Source organism: Streptosporangium sp. NPDC000095 (genome assembly GCF_042899335.1).
GTDB lineage: Bacteria > Actinomycetota > Actinomycetes > Streptosporangiales > Streptosporangiaceae > Streptosporangium.
Genome location: NZ_JBIAZS010000001.1, coordinates 799,100 through 819,552, shown reverse-complemented (window position 1 = coordinate 819,552; position 20,453 = coordinate 799,100). Strand labels below are relative to the sequence as shown.

Annotated in this window: 14 protein-coding genes; 7 read left to right on the top strand and 7 right to left on the bottom strand. The window is 70.6% G+C overall.

All coding sequences use genetic code 11. The annotated features are described in order from the left end of the window. The first annotated feature begins 61 nt into the window (after positions 1 to 61). Together ACFY3V_RS03315 and ACFY3V_RS03310 are read left to right on the top strand one after the other, a co-directional pair. Entirely contained in the window at positions 62 to 1,009 is a 948-nt protein-coding gene (locus ACFY3V_RS03315; RefSeq protein ID WP_389769483.1) for a nucleoside hydrolase, read from the top strand. Positions 1,010 to 1,248: 239 nt separating this feature from the next. Continuing rightward, complete coding sequence (locus ACFY3V_RS03310; protein WP_362902612.1) at positions 1,249 to 2,346, top strand: cellulose binding domain-containing protein; 1,098 nt, start codon at positions 1,249 to 1,251, stop codon at positions 2,344 to 2,346. A gap of 122 nt (positions 2,347 to 2,468) precedes the next feature. On the opposite strand, the gene ACFY3V_RS03305 is transcribed toward ACFY3V_RS03310, so the two are convergent. The 3 genes from ACFY3V_RS03305 to ACFY3V_RS03295 all read right to left on the bottom strand — a co-directional run bounded on the left by ACFY3V_RS03305 (position 2,469) and on the right by ACFY3V_RS03295 (position 9,123). Next, positions 2,469 to 4,841 carry an SDR family NAD(P)-dependent oxidoreductase gene (locus tag ACFY3V_RS03305; RefSeq protein WP_389769479.1) on the bottom strand — a complete coding sequence of 791 codons (2,373 nt, stop codon included), beginning with the start codon at positions 4,839 to 4,841 and terminating at the stop codon, positions 2,469 to 2,471. 35 nt (positions 4,842 to 4,876) lie between these two features. Further along, a complete protein-coding gene (locus tag ACFY3V_RS03300) occupies positions 4,877 to 5,626 on the bottom strand; it encodes a TetR/AcrR family transcriptional regulator (protein WP_389769476.1) in 750 nt (249 codons plus the stop codon). A 68-nt stretch (positions 5,627 to 5,694) separates the two neighbouring features. Then, positions 5,695 to 9,123 carry a BTAD domain-containing putative transcriptional regulator gene (locus ACFY3V_RS03295; protein WP_389769473.1) on the bottom strand — a complete coding sequence of 1,143 codons (3,429 nt, stop codon included), beginning with the start codon at positions 9,121 to 9,123 and terminating at the stop codon, positions 5,695 to 5,697. Positions 9,124 to 9,285: 162 nt separating this feature from the next. Between ACFY3V_RS03295 and ACFY3V_RS03290 the strand changes: the two genes are divergently transcribed. The 4 genes from ACFY3V_RS03290 (at position 9,286) to ACFY3V_RS03275 (ending at position 13,418) form a co-directional block, all read left to right on the top strand. Beyond that, positions 9,286 to 9,873, top strand: a complete 588-nt coding sequence (locus tag ACFY3V_RS03290) for an NAD(P)H-dependent oxidoreductase (RefSeq protein WP_362902604.1) — start codon at positions 9,286 to 9,288, stop codon at positions 9,871 to 9,873. Positions 9,874 to 9,946: 73 nt separating this feature from the next. Further along, entirely contained in the window at positions 9,947 to 10,516 is a 570-nt protein-coding gene (locus tag ACFY3V_RS03285; RefSeq protein ID WP_362902602.1) for a dihydrofolate reductase family protein, read from the top strand. 323 nt (positions 10,517 to 10,839) lie between these two features. Then, complete coding sequence (locus ACFY3V_RS03280; RefSeq protein ID WP_389769468.1) at positions 10,840 to 12,465, top strand: serine/threonine-protein kinase; 1,626 nt, start codon at positions 10,840 to 10,842, stop codon at positions 12,463 to 12,465. Between the two features lie 224 nt (positions 12,466 to 12,689). Further along, the gene (locus ACFY3V_RS03275) at positions 12,690 to 13,418 is read left to right on the top strand and encodes a maleylpyruvate isomerase family mycothiol-dependent enzyme (RefSeq protein ID WP_362902598.1); all 729 of its coding nucleotides are present in this window, start codon (positions 12,690 to 12,692) and stop codon (positions 13,416 to 13,418) included. Between the two features lie 84 nt (positions 13,419 to 13,502). Here ACFY3V_RS03275 and ACFY3V_RS03270 read toward each other — a convergent pair whose 3' ends face one another. From ACFY3V_RS03270 to chvE, 4 genes are all read right to left on the bottom strand, one after another. After that, entirely contained in the window at positions 13,503 to 14,549 is a 1,047-nt protein-coding gene (locus ACFY3V_RS03270) for a TerC family protein (protein WP_389769463.1), read from the bottom strand. Between the two features lie 144 nt (positions 14,550 to 14,693). Continuing rightward, positions 14,694 to 15,977 carry a multiple monosaccharide ABC transporter permease gene (mmsB, locus tag ACFY3V_RS03265; RefSeq protein ID WP_389769460.1) on the bottom strand — a complete coding sequence of 428 codons (1,284 nt, stop codon included), beginning with the start codon at positions 15,975 to 15,977 and terminating at the stop codon, positions 14,694 to 14,696. Between the two features lie 8 nt (positions 15,978 to 15,985). Continuing rightward, on the bottom strand, positions 15,986 to 17,515 hold the full coding sequence (gene mmsA / locus ACFY3V_RS03260) for a multiple monosaccharide ABC transporter ATP-binding protein (protein ID WP_350944271.1): 1,530 nt from the start codon (positions 17,513 to 17,515) through the stop codon (positions 15,986 to 15,988). Positions 17,516 to 17,615: 100 nt separating this feature from the next. After that, complete coding sequence (chvE, locus tag ACFY3V_RS03255; RefSeq protein ID WP_362902592.1) at positions 17,616 to 18,749, bottom strand: multiple monosaccharide ABC transporter substrate-binding protein; 1,134 nt, start codon at positions 18,747 to 18,749, stop codon at positions 17,616 to 17,618. 688 nt (positions 18,750 to 19,437) lie between these two features. Between chvE and ACFY3V_RS03250 the strand changes: the two genes are divergently transcribed. After that, positions 19,438 to 20,427, top strand: coding sequence for a LacI family DNA-binding transcriptional regulator (locus ACFY3V_RS03250; RefSeq protein ID WP_389770222.1), 990 nt, complete (start codon positions 19,438 to 19,440; stop codon positions 20,425 to 20,427). Positions 20,428 to 20,453: the final 26 nt, after the last annotated feature.

The following is a 20,453-nucleotide window of genomic DNA, read 5'->3' as shown; positions in this document are numbered from 1 at the left end:
GGCCCCGGCGGTTCACCGCATGGAACGAACCGAATGCGGTGTTACGACCGACAAGTGAGGCATGAGAAGGAAAATACTATTTTCGCTGGTGGTGCTGTCCACGGTGTGCGCCACGGCGTCGTGCTCGCCGGGGGTGCCGCTCGACGGGCCCCCCGGCACCGGGAAGATCATCATCGACGCGGACATGGGCGAGCTGAACGACGACGCCCAGGCCATGTTCCTGCTGGCCGCCGCCGAAGGGGTGGAGGTGCTCGGGGTCACCACCGTGGGCGGCAACACCTGGCCGGAGGAGGGCACCGCGTACGCGCTGCGCCAGCTGGAGCTCATCGGCAGGGCCGACATCCCCGTGGTGACCGGCGAGAGCAATACGCCGGAGCCGAGGGACGACTACGACGGAGCCCTGGACCGGCCGCGACCGGCGTCCCACCGCGCGCTGGCCACTCCGCCGCACGGTGGCTACGCGACGACCCGGCCCGCGGCGGGCAGCGCCTCCGACTTCATCGCCGACCAGGTGCGGCGCCACCCCGGCGAGGTGACCGTCTTCGCGCTCGGCCCGGCCACCAACCTGGCACGCGCCGTACGGGAGCACCCCGACATGGTCCCCCTGGTCAGGGAGGTCGTCCATCTGGGAGCCGACACCGAGGGGGAGGAGTTCAACCGCTGGTTCGACCCCGAGGCGTCCCGGGTCGTGTTCGAGGCCCCGTTCCGGCGCGAACTGGTCGTCACACTGGAGGCGGCGCAGCGGCTCACCTTGGACAGGCGGACCTACGAGCGGGTGGTCGCGGGCGAGGAGACCCCGGTCAGGAGGCTCTTCAAGGAACTGCAGGGGCCGCTCTTCGCCGGTGACCCGGGACATCGGGCGTTCGTCTGGGACGCCGTGGCCGCGGCGGTCTTCCTCCGTCCCGAGATCGTCTCCGATTCGGACGGCCGCACCGTGCTGGAGGTGGACCCGGACCGGTTCTGGGACCTCTACGTCACGCGGATCGGCTCGGCCACCCCGTCGAGCTGAGGGGTTCGAGCCGCCGGGACGCCCGCCCCCTGACGTCCACCGGAAGGTTGGACGCGCCGTGGGCAGAGAGCGCGAGTGGAACTTTCACCTGACGGGGAACGTGCCGGAGCCAATCGGGCCTGGTGGCCCCATGGGGACCGTGGCGGCGGGCCGGGGGAGCTTGCGATGGGGAGGAACAGTTCTATGGTGCGAACTATGCGGGCGCTCCCCACCAATCCGCGACCGGAAGCGGTGTCAGCATGAGGCGTACGAGAGAACGTGGAGTGAGGCGGGTCATCGTGACGGTCCTGGCCGTCCTCGGCCTGGTCCTCGGGTCCGGAGCGGTCGCCGCTCCGGCGCGTGCCGACACGACGATCTGCGAGAAGGACGGCGCCACCGTCATCCAGAACGGGAAGTACTACGTCCAGAACAACAACTGGAGCGACGACACCGAGCAGTGCGTCAACGTCACGGACCTCGGTTTCTCGGTGACGGAGGCGAGCCACGACAGAGCGACCGACGGCGCGCCGGGCTCCTACCCGTCGATCTTCGCCGGTTGTCACCGCGGCCGGTGCACCTCCGGCAGCGGCCTGCCCATGCGGATCAGTGACAGCCGGTTCAACGGCATCCAGACCAGCGTCCACATGACCTATCCGAGCGGCGGCGTGTACAACGCGTCCTACGACATCTGGCTCGACCCGGCTCCCCGGACGGACGGCCAGAACACCGGTGCGGAGATCACGGTCTGGCTGAACCGGGTGGGGCCGATCCAGCCGATCGGCTCCCGAGTGGGTACGGTCAGCCTCGCCGGGGCGAGCTGGGAGGTCTGGTACGGCAACGTCGGCTGGAACGTGATCTCCTACGTCCGCTCCTCGGCGACCGCGTCGATCGGCTTCGCCGTCAGTACCTTCGTCGACGACGCGATCAGTCGCGGCCATGCCCAGCGGTCGTGGTATCTCACCAGCGTCCAGGCGGGCTTCGAGCCGTGGGTCGGCCAGACCGGCCTGGCGGTGAACAACTTCTCCTACGGCATCATCGCCGCCGGAAGCTGCTCGGCCACAGCCACCGTGTTGTACGGGGGGAACAACATATACACGGTCGATCCGGTCAGAGTGACCAACACCGGTCCCTCCACGATCCACGACTGGACCGTCACCGTCACGCTGCCGGCCGGGCACAGCCTCATCGGCTCCTGGGGTGCGACCGTGACCACCAAGGGGCAGACCGTCACCGCTCGCAACCTGAGCTACAACGGCTCCCTCGCGCCCGGGGCCAGTGCGAACTTCGGCTTCCAGGCCGTCCGCCCACCCGGCGTTTCCCAGTGGCCCTCGCCCTATGTCTGCACCACCCTTTCCTGACCTCGGCTCGGTTTCGCGCGCTGCCTCAAGGCGTGCTCGAACAGGTCGAGGAGGTTACCGGACCCGTCACCGGGCCATCCGGAGGATGTCTCGGGCCGGGAGGGCGTACGCCGCGACGAGGGCTAGCCGCGGTGCCTGCTCACCATTCCCGCCGCGAGGGGGGCGTTCGCGAAGTCACCGGCCGCCACGCGGGCGGCGACGGTGCGGCGGACGAGACGGTCGGCGAGGGAGGGGGCGTGTCTGCCGACCATCATCTCCACACGTCCCCGGACGGTGGTCACCACGTCGCGCGGGGCGCGGCGGGCGGTGACGGCGCGGACGATCGCGTCGACCACGCCCTCGACGGGCTCCGGCCGGGACACCGCGTCCAGGGAGAGCCCGGCCTGGCGCGTACTGTCGTGGATCGGGCTGCGGACCATGCTCGGGTAGACGGTCGTCACGCCGACGTGCGTGCCGACCTCCAGTCGGAGCGCGTCGGCGTAGGCGGCGAGGGCGCGCTTGGAGACGCCGTACGCCGCCGCCAGCGGCAGGGGCAGGACCGCCATCCGTGAGGCGATGAAGACCACCTGCCCGCGCGCACGCACCAGGTGGGGCATGACCGCCGCCGTCACCCGCCAGGCACCGAGCAGGTTCAGCCGCAGCTGCGCCTCCACCTCGTCGCCCGGGGCGAGTTCGGCCGGTGCCGGCCCGCCCCGGCCGGCATTGTTGACCAGCAGGTCGATGCCGCCCAGCAGGGCCGCCGCCTCGGCCACCGCCGCGTCGACGGATTCGGAGGAAGTGATGTCGCAGGCGATGATCGGGATGTCGGAGTCGTCGGGGCGGGCGATGTCCAGGCCGACCACGTGCGCGCCCTGGGCGGTGAACCGCGCGCTCATCGCCCTGCCGAAGGTGCCGGCCGCGCCGGTGACCAGGATCCGGCGCCCGGCGAGCGCGCGGGAGGGGGAGGCGCGCAGCTCGCGCCGCATGACGCGGAGATACTGGTCGACGTCGATTCGCATGTGGGGCCTGCGCTGCCCCCAACGCTCTCGGGCGGCGTCGAGTTCGGCGGAGGCGATCCTGCGCGCGGTCTCGGGGTCGGGCAGCCGGTGGGTTCCGGCGCGTACGGCGGCGAGGAGGCGGCCCTGCGCCTCGACGACGGGCAGTGCCGAACCGGTCGACTGCATCAGCCCGACGTAGCTGATCGAGTCGTCGCCGATGGGGAAGACGTGGCGGTAGAGCAGCGTGCTCGCCGGGTCGGGCGCCGTGCCGGTGCCGGTGGTGGTGCCGGCGGCGGTGGCGGCGGTGGCGGAGGTGTCGAGGAACGGGGTCACGGCCCGGTAGCCGGTGCACCAGACGATGTGGTCGACCTCGTCCACCTGCCCGTCGGTGAAATGGACCCGCGAGCCGTCCAGGCGCGCGATGCCCTGGCGCGCGAGCACCCTTCCCTCCGCGACCAGGCGGGGAACGGAGTCGCTCAGGGTGGGGTGGTCCTGAAGCACACCCTGGCGGGGAGCGGGCAGACGCGGCCCGGCGGGTTTCCTGTCGGCGACCCTGAGTACCGCCTGGGAGACCACCTGCCGCACCCGCCAGGGCAGGAGGGCCGCGAGGGCGCCGTTGAGCTGGTCGGAGGGCCGGCCCAGCAGCCGCTTGGGCAGCACCCAGACGCCTCGTCTCGCCGACAGCAGCACGGCGGACGCGTGGTCGGTCAGTTCGGCGGCGATGTCCATCGCGGAGTTGCCGGTGCCCACGACGAGCACGCGCCTGCCCGCCAGCTCGGCGGGGGTGACGTAGTCGTGCGCGTGCGACTCGGTGCCGGTGAACGTCCCCGGGTAGGGCGGTTCGGGCAGCCGGGGCTCGTGGTTGTGGCCGTTCGCCACCACCAGGTGCTCCACCGTCTCGCGGTACGGCCCGCCGGGACCGGTCAGCTCCAGCTCCCAGCCGTTCTCGGTGCGCCGGGCCGATTCCAGCGTCGTGCCGAAACGGAAGCGCTCGCCGACCCCGAAACGGTCGGCGTACGAGCGCAGGTATTCGAGCATCTGGGCGCGGGTCGGATAGTCGGGCCACTCGGCGGGCATCGGGAAGTCGGAGAACTCGGTGCGCGGCCTGCTCGTGTTGAGGCGCAGGCCCTCGTAGGACGCGGTGTCGGCCTCCAGCCGCCACAGGCCGCCGAGGGAGTTGGCGCGTTCGATGCCGAGGACGGGCAGACCGGCCTCGATGAGGGCCTTCGCCGCCGCTATGCCCGCCGCGCCGCCGCCGACGACGGCCGTCGTCCCCCGGCCGGGCACGCCGTCGCGGCCGGGGGGCACCTCTTGACCGGGTACGTCGTCAAGGGCGGTCACTCCTCGGCCGGTGACGCCTTCGCGGTCGGCGGTCACCCTCACGTCGTGGGTGCCTTCGCGGGTGGTGGCTGTCCCAGGGGCCGTCTCAGGCGCCGTCCCAGGGGCCGCTCCGGCCTCGCCGCCGACGGTCGTCTCCGTGCCCGGCATGTCGTCGGCGGTCGCTTCCCCTGCGCTCATCCGTCGCCTCCCATATTCCATCGGATGATGGAATATTAGCCGTCTGAGCCGCTGGCGCCAGGGGGTGCGTAGAGCCGGTCGACGAAACGGTGGGCGTAGGCGCGGAACTCGCGCCTCTCGCGATCGGCGGTCACGGCGTCGCCGCCGCGGGCGCTCAGGGCGGTCACGTGGCCGTGGGCCGCCCAGACCAGGCTGCGCACGGTGATGTGCGGCGTCGGCTCGACGACGAGACCGCGGGTGGCCGCCTCCAGCAGGGCGCACTCGATCTCCCCGTAGATCGGCAGCGAGTACGCCTCGTCCAGGGAGAGGTGGAGGGTGGGGTCCAGCCACCGCCGCAGCCACAGGAACGTGGTCTGGGGGTGGTCGTCGAGGAAGTCGACGAACGCGTCCACCAGGTCGTGCATCGCGTCCACGACGTCGCCCGGGCGTTCCGAGCGCACGGCGGCGAGGAAGGCGCGCACCGGCGGCGTGAGCGTCGCCTGCTCCAGCTCGAAGACGCGGGCGAAGCAGGCGTCGTACAGGGACGACTTCGAAGGGAAGTGGTGGTGCACGCTGGAGACGTCGATCCCGACCTGAGCGGCGATGTCGCGCATGGAGACGCCGTCGGCCCCGTGCCTGGCGAAGAGGGCGGTCGCCTCGGTGAGCACGCGGTCGCGCGTGGTGGGGGCCGAGCGGTCCCTGGGCGGGCGCCCCCTGCGGCGCGGCCGGGGCGCGGAGACGTCTTCCCCCCGCTCTCCGTCGCCCCCGTCTCCCCTGTTCTCCCCGTTCTCCGTGCTCTTCCTCATGCCGGACAGTCTGCCAGGACCGTCGGTCTTCGTAATCCATCACGAGATTGATTTCGCCGCCCGGGGATTCAGGCCAACGAGGACGCGGCGCCTTCCGGTATGACGGCGAGGGACCTGATCTGCTCGGGGGTGAGCGCGGTGCCGCGTTCGCGTTCCGCGGCGAAGCGCTCCTCACCCAGCGCGTCACGGACCCGCGCGGTGATCCGGTCGACGTCGCCGCTCTCCACGGAGGTGAGGGGCATGGGACCGGACGCGAGGGCCGCGGCGCCCGCGCCCAGGAGCCGGGCGGCCCGGTCGTGGAGTCCGGCGACGGCGAGCGCCCCGGCCAGGCCGTACACGGCGACCGTCATCTCCCTGGTCCCGTCGAACCTCGCCATCAGATCGAGGGCGACCAGGTGCATGTCGAGGGCCGCCGCCGCGTCACCGCGCCCCTCGGCGACGAAGCCGAGCTCGGTCATGATCATCGGAAGGTAGGGCGGCGGCTCCCCGGAGTCGGGAGGGGTGTGGTCCAGCACGTCGCGCAGGTGGGTCTCGGCGACGTCGAGGCGGCCGTCCCTGCGCGCGGCGAAGGCGAGACCCATCCGGGCGAAGGTCTGCCCGGCCCGGTGACCCTGCTCCAGGGTGAGCCGCAGCGACCTCTCGCTCCACTCCGCCGCCCGCGCGTAGTCGCCGCGCTGCAGTGCGATCCAGCCCAGCCAGCCCAGCCGCCCGGCGAGCTCCGTCCACAACCCGAGCTCCTCGGCGAGGCGCATGCCGTCACGCTGCAGCCGTTCGGCCCGGTCGAGGTCGCCGGTCATCTCGGCCAGCGCGCCGAGCCAGCCGCCGGACTCCAGCTGCCCCCAGCGCTCCCCGAGCTCGTCGAAGATCCGCGCGCTGCGCTCGCCGTCGCGTCCGAGCCCGTCCAGGTCACCGCGTACGTGGGCGAGTTTGGCCCGCAGGGCGAGGGCGGCGGCCGTTCCCCAGCGGTCACCGAGCGCCTCGAAGGCGGGGAGCGCCCGGTCCAGAAGGTCCGCGGCGGCGGACAGGTCACCGAGGTCGACCCCCGCGTAGGCGAGGATCCACCACGCCCTGGCACGCCCGCCGGGATCGTCCGCCTTCTCGTACGCCTCCAGGGCGGCCCCGCGAAGCCGCTCCCGGTCGGCGGCGGCGACGTCACCTCGGAGGAGCGCGATCACGGCCTTCCAGGTGAGAGCCTTGGCCCGGAGGGCGGCGAACGAGACGGCGGGGGGTCCGCAGGGGACGGCGAGTGCCGCCGCCAGGGATCGGTGGGCCTCGGTCAGCCGGCCGCGCAGGAACCAGTACCAGCCCATCGCGCCGACGAGGCGCAGCGCGCCCTCCGCGTCGCCGTTCCTGACGGCCGCGTTCAGCGCGGCGCGGATGTTCGCGGCGTCGGAGTCGAGACGCCGCAGCCAGCGCCGCTGGTCCGCCCGGTAGAGACGCGGCTCGGCCCGTTCGACCAGGTCGGTGTAGTGGCGCAGGTGCCGCAGCCGCACCCGCTCGTACTCCCCGGCCCGCTGGAGACGCTCGACGCAGTACGCCGCCACCGACTCCAGCAGCCGGTATCTCGGCCCGTCGGCACCGTCCACCATCACCACCAGCGACCGGTTCACCAGCCGTGCCACCAGGTCGAGTACGTCCGCGGCGGGGACGTCGTCATCCGCGCAGACGGCCTCGGCGGCCTCCAGGTCGCAGCCGTCCGCGTGTACGGCGAGGCGGCGCAGGACGGCGCGCTCGGCCCCGGTCAGCAGCTCCCAGCTCCAGTCGATCATCGCCGTCAGGGTCTGCTGGCGCGGTGGGACGCCCCGATGCCCGGTGGCCAGCAACCTGAAACGATCATCGAGGCGGGCGACAAGACCGTGCACCCCGAGGGCGGGGACCCTCGTCGCGGCCAGCTCAAGCGCGAGCGGGATGCCGTCCAGCCTGCGGCACAGCGCCGCGACCGCCGGAGCGGTGTCCGTGTCGAGGGTGAACCCCCTGGCCGCGGCGGACGCGCGTGCCACGAACAGCCGCACGGACCCGGTTCGTTCCAGCTCGGGGATGTCGTCGAAGGCCCGGCCGGGCACCTCCAGCGGTGGGACGCTCCAGACCACCTCGCCGGGCAGGGCGAGCGACTCCTGGCTGGTCGTGAGGATCCGCAGGCCGGGGGCGGCGCGCAGCAGCGATCCGGCCAGCTCGGCGACCGGCTCGACGACGTGCTCGCAGTTGTCCAGCACCAGCAGCAGCCTCCGGGGGCGCAGCGCCTCGGTGAGCCGGTCGGCAGCGGTCACCGGCCCCGCGCCACCCGCGGCGTCCTGGACGTCCAGCACCGTCATGATCGTCTCAGCCAGCCGGTGGACCACGTCCTCGTCGCCGGGACGGTCGAGCGCGGCGAGTTCGACCAGCCACACCCCGTCACGTACGAGGCCGGGAGCGACGGCGCCGGAGAGGGCCGTGCTGGAGGGGACGGTGCTGGAGGGGACGGTGCTGGAAGGGGCGTTGCCGGGAGCGACGGTTCCGGGAGCGGTGGTGACCGAGAAGGCGGTGCCGGGGGCGTGGGAGGCGGAGGGGGCGGTGCCGGAAGGACCCGGGGCGGTCAGATGTCTGGCGGTCTCGATCGCGAGGCGGGTCTTGCCCACGCCGCCGGGACCGGTGAGTGTCACCAGCCGTTCCGTCTCCAGCAGGGTGCGGATCTCGGCGACGGCCTCCTCCCTGCCGATCAGGTCGGTGAGCGGCGCGGGGAGATTGGTGCCCGGCCTGTCGGGGAGAGGGGCGGACGCGGCGAGCGCCGGGTCCTGGGTGAGGACGGCCCGGTGCAGGGTGACCAGGTCGGCGCCCGGATCCAGGCCCAGCTCGTCGGCGAGCAGGACGCGCAGCTCCTCGTAGCTGTCCAGCGCCTCGCTCTGCCGTCCTGAGCGGTACAGGGCACGCATGTGCGCGGCGCGCAGCCGCTCCCTGAACGGGTGGGCGGCGAGCAGGTCGCCGAGCTCTCCCGCGAGCCGGACGTGCTCGCCCAGCTCCAGCCGTGTCTCCGCGTGCTCCTCCTGCGCGGTGAGCCACCGTTCCAGCAGCCTCGTGATCGCGGGGCGTGCGAACGGCTCGTCGCCGAAGTCGGCGAACGCGGGGCCGCGCCACGACGCCAGCGCGTCGGACAGCAGCGCCGCCCTGACCCGTGGATCCCCCGCGAGGGCCGCCTCGTCGAGCAGGCGCAGGAAGTCGGCCACGTCGGTGTCGGCCCTCAGCACGTAGCCCGCCGGATGACGGACGACCAGGTCCCGGCAGCCGGGTTCGGCGTCCTCCAGCACCCTGCGCAGCTGCGAGACCTTGGCCGAGAGGGCGCCGGTCGGGTTGCCCGGCGGATCGTCGCCCCACAGGTCGTCGACCAGCCGGTCGGCGGGCACCGGGCGTCCCTCGTGCGCGAGGAGGTCGGCGAGCAGGGTCCGGACCTTCAGCCCGGGGATCGCCACCGGCTCGCCGGCGGTCGTCCACACGGCGAGCGGCCCAAGAACCCCAAAACGCATGAAGGCCACGATAACCCCGGGCGCTCATCGCTTTACCACTCGTCTTACGGCGGATTCCCGTGCTCCCCGGGTCGGCCGTAAAGCGGCGGGAGCTTTTCCGTAAAGGGGGTCGGACATGCTGAGGGCACATCGAACGGAGCGGGAGACGAGGGAGGTACGGAGATGCCGGAGGAGGGCAGGCTGCGACTGGCGGTCATCGTCGGGAGCACCCGCGACGGCCGGTTCGGGCCCACCGTGGCGGACTGGTTCACCTCCCGGGCCCGCAGGCGCGGAGACCTGGACGTCGACCTGATCGACCTGGCCGAGACCGGTCTGCCACAGACCCTCACCGACCAGGAGGAGCCCGCACCCGCGGAGGTGGCCGCTCTGGCGCCGAGGCTCGCCGACGCCGACGCCTTCGTCGTGGTCACCCCCGAGTACAACCGGAGCTTCCCCGCTCCGCTGAAGACCGCGATCGACTGGTACTACGAGGAGTGGCAGGCCAAGCCCGTCGCCTTCGTCGCCTACGGCAGGGACTCCGGTGGCCTGCACGCGGTCGACCAGCTCCGCCAGGTCTTCACCGAACTGCACGCCGTCGCCATCCGCGACGCCGTCATCCTTCCCCGCTACTGGGACCTCTTCGCGACCGACGGCACCTGGCCGAGGGCCGGCGCGGAGTGCAACAGCGCGGCGAAGAGCACGCTCGACCGGCTGACCTGGTGGGCCCGCGCCCTGCGCGACGCCCGAGCCAGGAGCCCGTACGTCCCCTGACCGTCCTCACATCCGACCTCGTCCAGCCCGGCTCCAACGGGCTTCATCCGGCGCGAACGACACGGAGAGAATCATGCGGAAGATCATTGCCATGACCCACACCACGGTCGACGGCTACATCGACAACCCCCACCTGTGGTCCATGCCGTACTCGAACGAGGAGTCGATGGCGTACGCCCTGAACCTCACCCTCGGCTGCGACACCCTGCTGCTGGGGCGGGTCACCTACGTGGGCATGGCCCAGGCGTGGCCCGGTATGAGCAACCCCTACGCCGACCACGTGAACGGCACCGAGAAGTACGTGGTCTCCTCGACCCTGGAGAAGGCCGAGTGGGCGAACTCGACCATCGTCCACGGCGACGACCTCATCGCCACGGTGACCGAACTGAAGAAGCGGGCCGGCGGGAACATCATGATCTGGGGCTGTGGCCGGCTCACCGACGCGCTCATGGAGAACGGCCTGCTCGACGAGTACCGGCTCCTGGTCTCGCCGGTCATCCTCGGCAAGGGGCAGCGGCTGTTCCGGGGGGAGGACGTCACGGCGACCCTGGAACTCGTCGACAGCACGACGTTCGACACCGGTCTTGTCGCCCTCGCCTACCGCCCGGTGAACGCGGCGGAAGGCCCGGCGAACGCGGGCTGAGCGACACGGCCGGAGTCCAGGAGTCCCGGAGGCGCACGCCGTCTCCGGGACTTCCGGGTTTTCCCGCGTTCTCCGGTTCGTTTCCGGTGCCGCCCGGATCACCGGAGGCCGGCCACGGGCCCCGTCCCGCACCGCCGCCGAGCAGCGGAGACCCTTCTCCGGGGGAGGGCGCCGCAGGCCGGGATCGCCCACGAGCCGATGAGATTCGACGGGACGAGAAGCCTCGGTTCGTCGCGGGATTTAGGACGTAGATCCATAAGTCGGAGAAGTCCCCTCATATAGTTGGGTGCCAATTGTCGGGCTCGGAATCGATGGCGAGGATCGTGAGCGTTCAGGAGGGGGCGGGGGCCGTGCTCGCCGGGCGGTACCGGCTGGACGAGCTGATCGGCCGTGGCGGTACGGGCGAGGTCTGGCGCGGGTACGACCTGCGCCCCGGCTGGGCGGTGGCGATCAAGATCCTGTCGCCGCAGGTCGCCGACGCCGCGGTGCGTGAGAGGTTCGCCGGGGAGGCGAGGACCGCCGCGCGCGTCGTCCATCCCAACGTGGTGACGGTGCTCGACATGGGTGAGCACGAGGGTCGGCCGTACCTGGTGATGGAGTCGCTGACCGGCCGGGATCTCGCCGCCGAGCTGGCCGAGCGGGGGCCGCTGAGCGTGTCCGAGACGTGCCACCTGGTCAGGCAGGCCGCGCTCGGGCTGGACGCCGCGCACCGGGCCGGGGTCGTGCACCGCGACGTCAAACCCGCGAACCTGCACCTGGGCACGGGGGGCGTGCTCAAGGTCGTCGACTTCGGCACCGCCAGGGTCGCGAGCGAGGCCGCGATGCGGCTGACCTCGGCGGGAAGCGTCATCGGCACGGCCGCCTACCTGTCTCCCGAGCAGATCCTCGGCACGCCGGGGAACACGGCCTCCGACCTGTACGCGCTCGGCTGCGTCTGTTACGAGCTGCTGTGCGGACGGCCCCCGTTCGTCGGCCCCGACGCGGAGGTGATCTCCCAGCACGTCCGCGACCGGCCGGATCCGCTCAGGCGCTACCGGCCCGATGTCCCGCCGGAGCTTGAGGGGCTGGTCATGGCCCTGCTGGAGAAGGATCCCGCCGCGCGGCCGACCGGGGGAGAGGTGATCCGCCAGGTCACCGCGACGGCCCACCACACGTCAGCCGTCCGCGACAGTGTCTCCCCGGTCTCCCCGGTCCCTGCGGCACCGACGGCACCGACGGCCACGTACGACATCGGGGCACCGATACCGGCACAGGCACCGATGCAGGCACCCGCGCCGACGAAGGTCACGCCGGGGCCGCCGGTCTCCGGGCCGGTGCCCGTGTCCGGTGGCATCTCCACGCTCACGCGGGGGCGGCTTTCCGGGCGGACCCTCGCGATCGCCCTGGGCGCGGTGGCCGTGCTGGTGGCGGCGACCGTCTGGGCGCTGACGCCGTCGGAGCCGACCGGGCAGGCGAGCACGGCCGGAGTGCCGTCCGAGACGCCCTCTCCCGAGCAGCCCACGCCGCCCGCGTCGCCGTCACCCACCCCCACACCGTCACCGTCCGTCTCGCGGAGCGCGGCGGCGCCGTCCCCGGATCCGGTCCTGTCACCGCCGGCGGGGACCGGATGGCAGGTGCAGCTGCCGATCCTCCACCGGGCGATCACCGAACAGGAGCTCCAGGGGAAGATCGACCCCAGGACGGCCCGCGAGATCCGTAAGAGGGTCACCAAAGCGGGCGAGGCCCTGTGGAAGGGCGATGAGCGTAAGGCGCGCGACGAACTGCGCAAGTTCGGCCGGGACCTGTCCGAGGCGCGCAGGAAGGGCAGGCTCGCCTCAGACGGACCGCTCTACGACTTCCTGCGCAAATCCGGGTTCGCCTTCCAGGAGGAGGGCCGGGAGCCGGGGCCACGTCATCGCGGCGGCGACAGTGACGACGAGAACGATGACGACCACGAGAACGAGGACTAGGCAGCCGGTACGTGGTCGAGATCGCCTCGGCCGCTCCTTCCCGTGTCCGGGTGAGACGGTCTCCGGCGCTACCGGCTGCCGGACCGGTGCGCCACTGTCCGGCCGGGTGCCGTGACGACGGTTCGCCGACGGGAAAGACCGGCGCGGGCGAAACCTTGTGATCTTGAATATCTGCAGGTGCAGGGAGCACGGAGATGTCCGTCGTTTCCGGGTACCGCTGAGGTATGACCGCTGAATCGAAGGATCCGCTGGCGGATCTCAACCCGTTCGACATATTCGACACCGAGGCCCGTCGCCTCGACCGTTTCTTCTCCGGGCTCGACGCGGAGGACTGGCAACGCCCCTCACGGCTGCCGGGCTGGTCGGTGCGCGACGTGCTCGGGCACCTGGCGGGGGAGGAGCTGTACAACCACGCCTGTCTGGACGACGACATCGACGGGTTCGCCGCGATGCTCGGGAGCGAGGGTGTGGAGGGCGGCTTCGACGCCTTCAACGCCTGGTGCGTGGAGCGCCGCCGTGACGTTCCGGTCGAGGAGGTGCTCCAGGAGTGGCGGCGCGAGAACGGGGAGACGCGCGAGCGGATGCGCGAACTCGGCCGTGACGCCCTGCTGCCGACCCTCGCGGGGCCGTACCCGGTGGGGTCGCAGACCTTCCACTACGACTCGGAGTACGCCACCCACGCCGACGACGTCGGCGCGCCCGTGGCGGAGGGCGAGGAGGACGAGCGGGTCTGGTGGCGGGTGAGGGTGGGCGCGTTCGCGCTCGCGGAGCAGGGGGCGACGGTCGAGGTCGAGCTGACCGCCGACGGGATCTGGGTGCACGCCTACGACGCGAGCGCGCAACTGGCGCCCGCGGCGTTCGTGGCGGCGACCGTCGGGCGCCTGCCGGACGGCCACCCCGTCGACCATCCTCTCGACCGCAGGCTCAGGGCCGCCCTGCGCTGTCTGGCCTGAGCTTTTCCGCTGTGCTTTCCGGCGCTCCTCGGTTCCGGGCGCTTTTCTGCGCGTCCGTCCGGCCGGTGATCCGCGGCCGGGACCTCAGTCGTCGGTCCTGTCCTCACCGCCCTTGCTGTCCTCGCTGCCCTTGCTGGTTCTGTCCTTGCGGCGCATCCGGTGCAGGGTGCCCGCGTGGGCGCGCTCCTCCGGGTGCGCGCGCACCCTGCGCAGGCTGGCGACGACGGTGACGAGCAGCACCAGGAAGATCACTCCGAGGGAGACCGGGGTCGGGACCTCGGGGAAGGACTTCGAGATGTCCTCGTGCAGGAACGACAGGATGAGCTTGAGGCCGATGAAGCCGAGGATGACCGCGAGGCCGATCGACAGGTAGACGAGGCGCTCCAGCAGCCCTTCGATCAGGAAGTACAGGGCACGCAGCCCCAGCAGCGCGAAGGCGTTGGCGGCGAAGACGATGAGCGGATGCCGGGTGACGCCGAAGACGGCGGGAATGGAGTCGAGCGCGAACAGCAGGTCGGTGCTTCCGATGGCGAGGAAGACCAGGAACAGCGGCGTGACCACCCGCCTGCCGTTCTCGCGGGCGACGAGCCTGCCGCCGTGCATGTCGTCGCTGACCGGCAGCACCTTGCCCGCGTGGCGGATCAGCGGGTTGTTCTCGACGTCGGGGTCCTGGTTGCGGTGCCGTACGAGCTGGATCGCCGTCCAGATCAGGAGCAGGCCGAAGACGAGGAACGTGAAGGAGAAGAGGGAGATGGCCGCCGCGCCGACCGCGATGAGGATGGCCCGCAGCACCAGCGCGGTGGCGATGCCGAAGAGCAGCACCTTCTGCTGGTGTTCCTCGGGCACCGAGAACCGCGCCATGATGATGACGAAGACGAAGAGGTTGTCGACGGAGAGGCTCTTCTCGACGATCCATCCGGCGAAGTACTCCGTCGCGAGTCCCGCCCCGGCCAGCCACAGCAGGACCAGGCCGAAGGCGATGGCGACGCCGATGTAGAAGATCGTCCAGGCGGCCGCCTCGCGCATGCCCACGACGTGCGGCCGGCGTGCCGCCACCACGAAGTCGAGGGTGAGCAGCGCCACCACCACTGCGATGACCGCGATCCACATGCCCAACGAGTCGATCGCCATCGCTGTCCCCTCTTACCGGTCGAGATCATTCGCCTTACCCAGGGCGGGGACCTCCACACCCGGTGATCATCGGCCGAATACGCCCTCGGCCCGCCGGGGTGTCCCGGCGGGCCGAGGGCGTATTCGGTGGGAGAGGGGGAGGGGTCAGCGGCCCGCGCCCGCGCGGCGCTTGGTCCACACGTCGAGGGCGACCGCGGCGAGCAGGACCAGGCCCTTGAAGAGCATCACCCGCTCGCTGGGCGCGCCGATGAGGGACATGCCGTTGTTGATCACGGCCATGATGAGACCGCCGGTGAGCGCGCCGACGACCTTGCCCACGCCACCCTGGACGGCGGCCCCGCCGATGAACGCGGCGGCGATGGCGTCCAGCTCGAAGCCGTTGCCCGCCGTCGGGCCCGCCTGGTTCAGGCGGCCGGCGAAGATGATGCCGGCGACCGCGGCGAGCACCCCCATGTTGACGAAGATCCAGAACGTGACGGACTTGACCTTGATGCCCGACAGGCTCGCCGCGTTCAGGTTGCCGCCGATGGCGTAGATGTGGCGGCCGAAGACGGCGCGGTTGGTCAGGAGCGTGTAGCCCAGGACGAGGAGCGCGAGGAGCACCAGCACCCAGGGCAGGTTCTTGAACCTGGCCAGCTGCACGATCACGACCATCACCACCGCGGAGGCGGCGCCGATCTTCAGGAAGAACAGGGGCAGCGCGTCGACCTTCTGCCGGTAGCCCAGCCGCGCCTGGCGGGCCCGCCACTGCGTACCGGCGATCCCGGCCACCACCGCCAGGCCGACGAGCAGCGTGATCAGGTCGGCGCCGTCGAGCGGGCCGAGGGGGATGTTGCCGAAGAAGCCGGGCACGAAGCCGTTGGCGAGGGTGCGTACCTCGTCGGGGAAGGGGCCGATGCCCTGGTTGCCGAGCACGGTGAGGGTGAGCGCCCTGAAGATCAACATTCCGGCGAGGGTGACGATGAACGCCGGGATGCCGAAGTAGGCGATCCAGTATCCCTGCCAGGCCCCGATCAGCGCGCCGGCGATCAGCGTGATGAGGATCGCGAGCGGCCACGCCACGTCCATGTCGACCATCAGCACGGCGGCGATGGCGCCGGTGAGCCCCACCACGGAACCCACGGACAGATCGATGTGCCCGGCGATGATGATCAGGATCATGCCGATCGCGAGGATGAGAACGTAGGAGTTCTGCACCATGATGTTCGAGATGTTCTGCGGGCTGAGCAGTCCACCGTCGGTCAGGATGGAGAACAGCAGGATGATCAGTGCGAAGGCGATGTAGATGCCGCTCTGCCGCAGGTTCATCGAGAAACGGCCGCCGGGTGCCTTCGCGGGCACCGACAACAGGTCGCCGCCCGATGGCGGTGCTCCGGTGTTTCCTGCGGGTTCGGCGACTCCGTGCGCCGGGACCTGGCCGCTGCTCATCGTGCTCCCTAATCCTTTTCCTTGGTCATGAACTGCATGAGCCGCTCAGGGGTGGCCTCCGCCCGCGAGACCTCACCGGTGATGCGACCGGCCGACATGGCGTAGATGCGGTCGCAGACGCCGAGCAGCTCGGGAAGCTCCGAGGAGATGACCAGGATGGCCTTTCCCTGGTCGGCGAGCTGGTTGATGATCGAGTAGATCTCGTACTTGGCACCCACGTCGATGCCCCGGGTGGGCTCGTCGAGGATGAGCACGTCGGCGTCGGTGAAGATCCATTTCGACAGCACCACCTTCTGCTGGTTGCCGCCGCTGAGCTTGCCGGTGACCGACAGCACGCTGGGAGCCTTGATGTTCATGCTCTCCCGGAAGCCGTCGGCGACCTGGTACTCCTTGTTGTCGTCGACCCAGCCGCGTTTCGCCAGCTTCCCCAGCGCCGCGGCCGAGACGTTCCGCTTGATGTCCTCGATCAGGTTGAGCCCGTACCGCTTGCGGTCCTCGGTGGCGTACGCGAGCCCGTGGCCGATCGCCTCGCCGACCGTGCGGAGCTGGATCTCCCGCCCGTTCTTGTAGACGCGGCCGGAGATGTCGACCCCGTAGCTGCGGCCGAACACGCTCATCGCGAGCTCGGTGCGCCCGGCGCCCATCAGCCCGGCGAGGCCGACGATCTCGCCGCGGCGCAGCGTGAGGCTCGCGCCGGAGACGACGACGCGGCCGTGCTGGCTGGGGCTGTGAACCGTCCAGTCCTCGATCCGCAGCGCCTCCTCGCCGATCTTCGGCTCGTGCGGAGGGAAGCGGTGCTCCAGGTCGCGGCCGACCATGCCCGAGATGATGCGGTCCTCGGTGACCCGGTCGTTCTTCATGTCCAGGGTCTCGATCGTCCGGCCGTCGCGCAGGATCGTGGTCGAGTCGGCGATCGCCTGGATCTCGTTCAGCTTGTGCGAGATGATCACCGAGGTGATGCCCTCGTCGCGCAGCCCGCGCAGCAGGTCGAGCAGGTGCGCGGAGTCCTCGTCGTTGAGCGAGGCGGTCGGCTCGTCGAGGATGAGCAGCCTGACCCGCTTGGACAGCGCCTTGGCGATCTCCACCAGCTGCTGTTTGCCGACGCCGATGTCCATCGAGAGCGTCACCGGGTTCTCCCGCAGCCCGACCCGCTCCAGCAGCTCGGCGGCCTCGGCGTTCGTCCGGTTCCAGTCGATCAGGCCGCGGGTGGTCCGCTCGTTGCCGAGGAAGATGTTCTCGGCGATCGAGAGGTAGGGGCTGAGCGCGAGCTCCTGGTGAATGATCACGATGCCGCGCTTCTCGCTGTCCCTGATGTCGGAGAAGCGGCACGGCTCGCCGTCGAAGAGGATCTCGCCCTCGTACGAGCCGTGCGGGTACACGCCGGACAGGACCTTCATCAGCGTCGACTTGCCGGCGCCGTTCTCCCCGCAGATCGCGTGTATCTCGCCTCTGCGTACCACCAGGTTGACGTCCTGCAGGGCTTTGACGCCCGGGAACGTCTTGGTGATCCCCCGCATCCGAAGTATGTCGTCGGTCATGCCGTCCGCCTCCGTACTGCCTTCCCGCTCCGTGTGCGCCCGGCCGGCGGCGGGTGGAGCGCCGCCGGCCGGGTGCCGTCCGTCATGACACCGGCACCGCTTACTTGAGCTGGTCCTCGGTGTAGTAGCCGGAGTCGACGAGGACCTGCTTGTAGTTGTCCTTGTAGACGATCACCGGCTCGAGCAGGTTCGACGGGACGACCTTGTTGCCGTTGTCGTAGTCCTCGGTGTTGTTGACCTCGGGCTTGCCGCCCTTGAGCACGGCGTCGGCCATCTCGACGGTCACCGCGGCGAGCTTACGGGTGTCCTTGTAGATCGTCGCGTACTGCTCGTCCCCGATGATCGACTTCACCGAGGCGACCTCGGCGTCCTGGCCGGTCACGATCGGGTAGGGCTGGCCGGAGGTGCCGTAGCCGCTGCTCTTGAGCGCCGACAGGATGCCGATGGACAGGCCGTCGTACGGGGAGAGCACGCCCTGGACCTTGGTGTCGCCGGAGTAGGCCTTGGTGATCAGGTCCTCCATGCGCTTCTGCGCGGTGGCCGGGTCCCAGCGCAGGATCGCGACGGTCTTGAAGTCGGTCTCCTTGCTCTTGACGACGAGGGTGCCCTTGTCGATGTACGGCTTCAGGGTGTCCATCGCGCCGTTGTAGAAGAAGGTGGCGTTGTTGTCGTCGGGGGAGCCGGCGAAGATCTCGATGTTGAACGGGCCCTTGGCGTCGCCCTCGGAGCCGTCCTCCTTCTGCAGCTTCAGGCCGACCAGCAGCGAGGTCGCCTGCTGCACGCCCACCTTGTAGTTGTCGAAGGTGGCGTAGTAGTCGACGTTCGGCGAGTTGCGGATGAGCCGGTCGTAGGCGATGACCGGGATCTTCTTGTCGGCGGCCTGCTGGAGCTGCGTGGTGATGGCGGTGCCGTCGATCGAGGCGATGATCAGCAGCTTGGCGCCCCTGGTGATCTGGTTCTCGATCTGGTTGACCTGGGTGGGAATGTCGTTCTCCGCGTACTGCAGGTCGACCTTGTAGCCCAGCTTCTCCAGGGCGCCCTTGACGTTGTCGCCGTCGTGGATCCAGCGCTCGGAGGACTTGGTGGGCATGGTGACGCCGACGAGGGTCTCGGCGGGCGCCGCGGAGGCTCCCGACGCTCCCTCGTCGACGGTCTTGACGCTGGAGCCACAGGCCGTCACTCCCATGGCGAGAGCCAGGCTCACCGCGGCGGTGGCCAGCTTCCCGAACTTCATCGATTACCTCCAGGGTGGGGTTCCGTGCCTCCGGTCCGGGGTGAGCCGGGGACACGGTGGGGCCGATTTGGCCGATGGGGCACAGCGAGGCGCGGTGCGTCCCGGGAGTAGCGGGTGCCGTGGCGGCACGCCCCGGATTCCGGCGTGCCGCCGGGGCGTGTTGTGTCCGAATCGGGTCCACGGCGACACCGGAGCCGGTCGGGAACCGGCCCGCTCCGGCGTCGGTGAGAGTGTTCGTGAACGTGTCCGTGGGCGTCGCCGCGGACACCGTCATGAGCATCGTGGTAAGCGTCGTGATGAGCAGCGTCGTAAGTACTGCCGTAGGTACCGGCGTAAGCGCTGTTGTGAGCGCTCACATCCGCGGCATGAGGCCACCGGATGGTCCCTTCGGCTGTGTGACGAGCAATCAAATGCCCGGGTCGGCCGACTGTCAACCCCCGGGCGGTCAGGAGTCCTCGCGTCATGGAGTCCTTCTCGCAGGAGATGTGAGCGTTAACAACAAGGTATGCGCCAGTTAAGGGCGTCATGACGGCAACGTCAAGTAGGTGTTAACGGATGATCTCCGAGTAATCAGAATGTAATCTCACGGGTGCTTGACGCGGGGTGTTGTTAGCGCTCACAGTCTGTCCCAAGCCACCATGAAGGAGCCGACCAAGTGAGTCCGAGCCTCGAACGCCGTCCGCCCGTGATGGCGGACGTCGCCACGAGGGCCGGTGTGTCGCACCAGACGGTCTCGCGCGTGCTCAACGACCACCCCAACGTCCGCGCCGAGACCCGCGAGCGGGTCCTGGCGGCGATCCGTGAGCTCGGCTACCGGCGCAACATGGTCGCCCGAGCCCTGGTCACCAGGCACACGCGCACCCTGGGCGTGGTCAGTTTCGACACGACCCTCTACGGGCCCGCGAGCACGGTCTACGGCATCGAACAGGCGGCCAGGGCGGCAGGTTACTTCGTCAGCATGGTCAGCCTCAAGACCATCGACACCGCGGGTGTGCGCGACGCGCTCGGCTATCTGGCCGAGCAGGCCGTCGACGGCATCGTGGTGGTCGCGCCCCAGCGCTCGGCGGCCCCCGCGCTGGCCGGCGCCCCCACCGACATCCCCGTCGTGGCCGTCGAGGGCAGCCACACCGGCGACGTGTCGGTGGTGAGCGTCGACCAGATCGAGGGCGCCCGCCTGGCCACCCGGCACCTGCTCGACCTCGGCCACGAGACCGTGTGGCACATCGCCGGCCCCTCGGACTGGCTGGAGGCCGACGGGCGGATCGAGGGCTGGCGCGAGGTGCTGAGCGCCGCGGGCCGCAAGGCCCCCGAGTTGCTGTCCGGAGACTGGAGCCCACGCTCCGGCTACGAGGCCGGGCTGCGCCTGGCGGGGACACCCGGCGTCACCGCCGTGTTCGTCGCCAACGACCAGATGGCGCTCGGGATGCTGCGGGCCTTCGCCGAGCTGGGCGTGCGGGTCCCCGAGCAGATCAGCGTCGTGGGGTTCGACGACATCCCCGAGTCGGAGTTCTTCACTCCGCCGCTCACCACGATCAGGCAGGACTTCGGGGCGGTCGGTAAATACAGCATCGAGGTCCTGCTCAGGCAGATGGAGGCGGGAGCGGAATGGTCCCAAGAGCGACATGTCGTCCCGCCACGGTTCGTGGCGAGGACCAGCACCGCGCCGTTCCGCGCCTAGGACCGCGTATCGTTTCGCACCGGTGG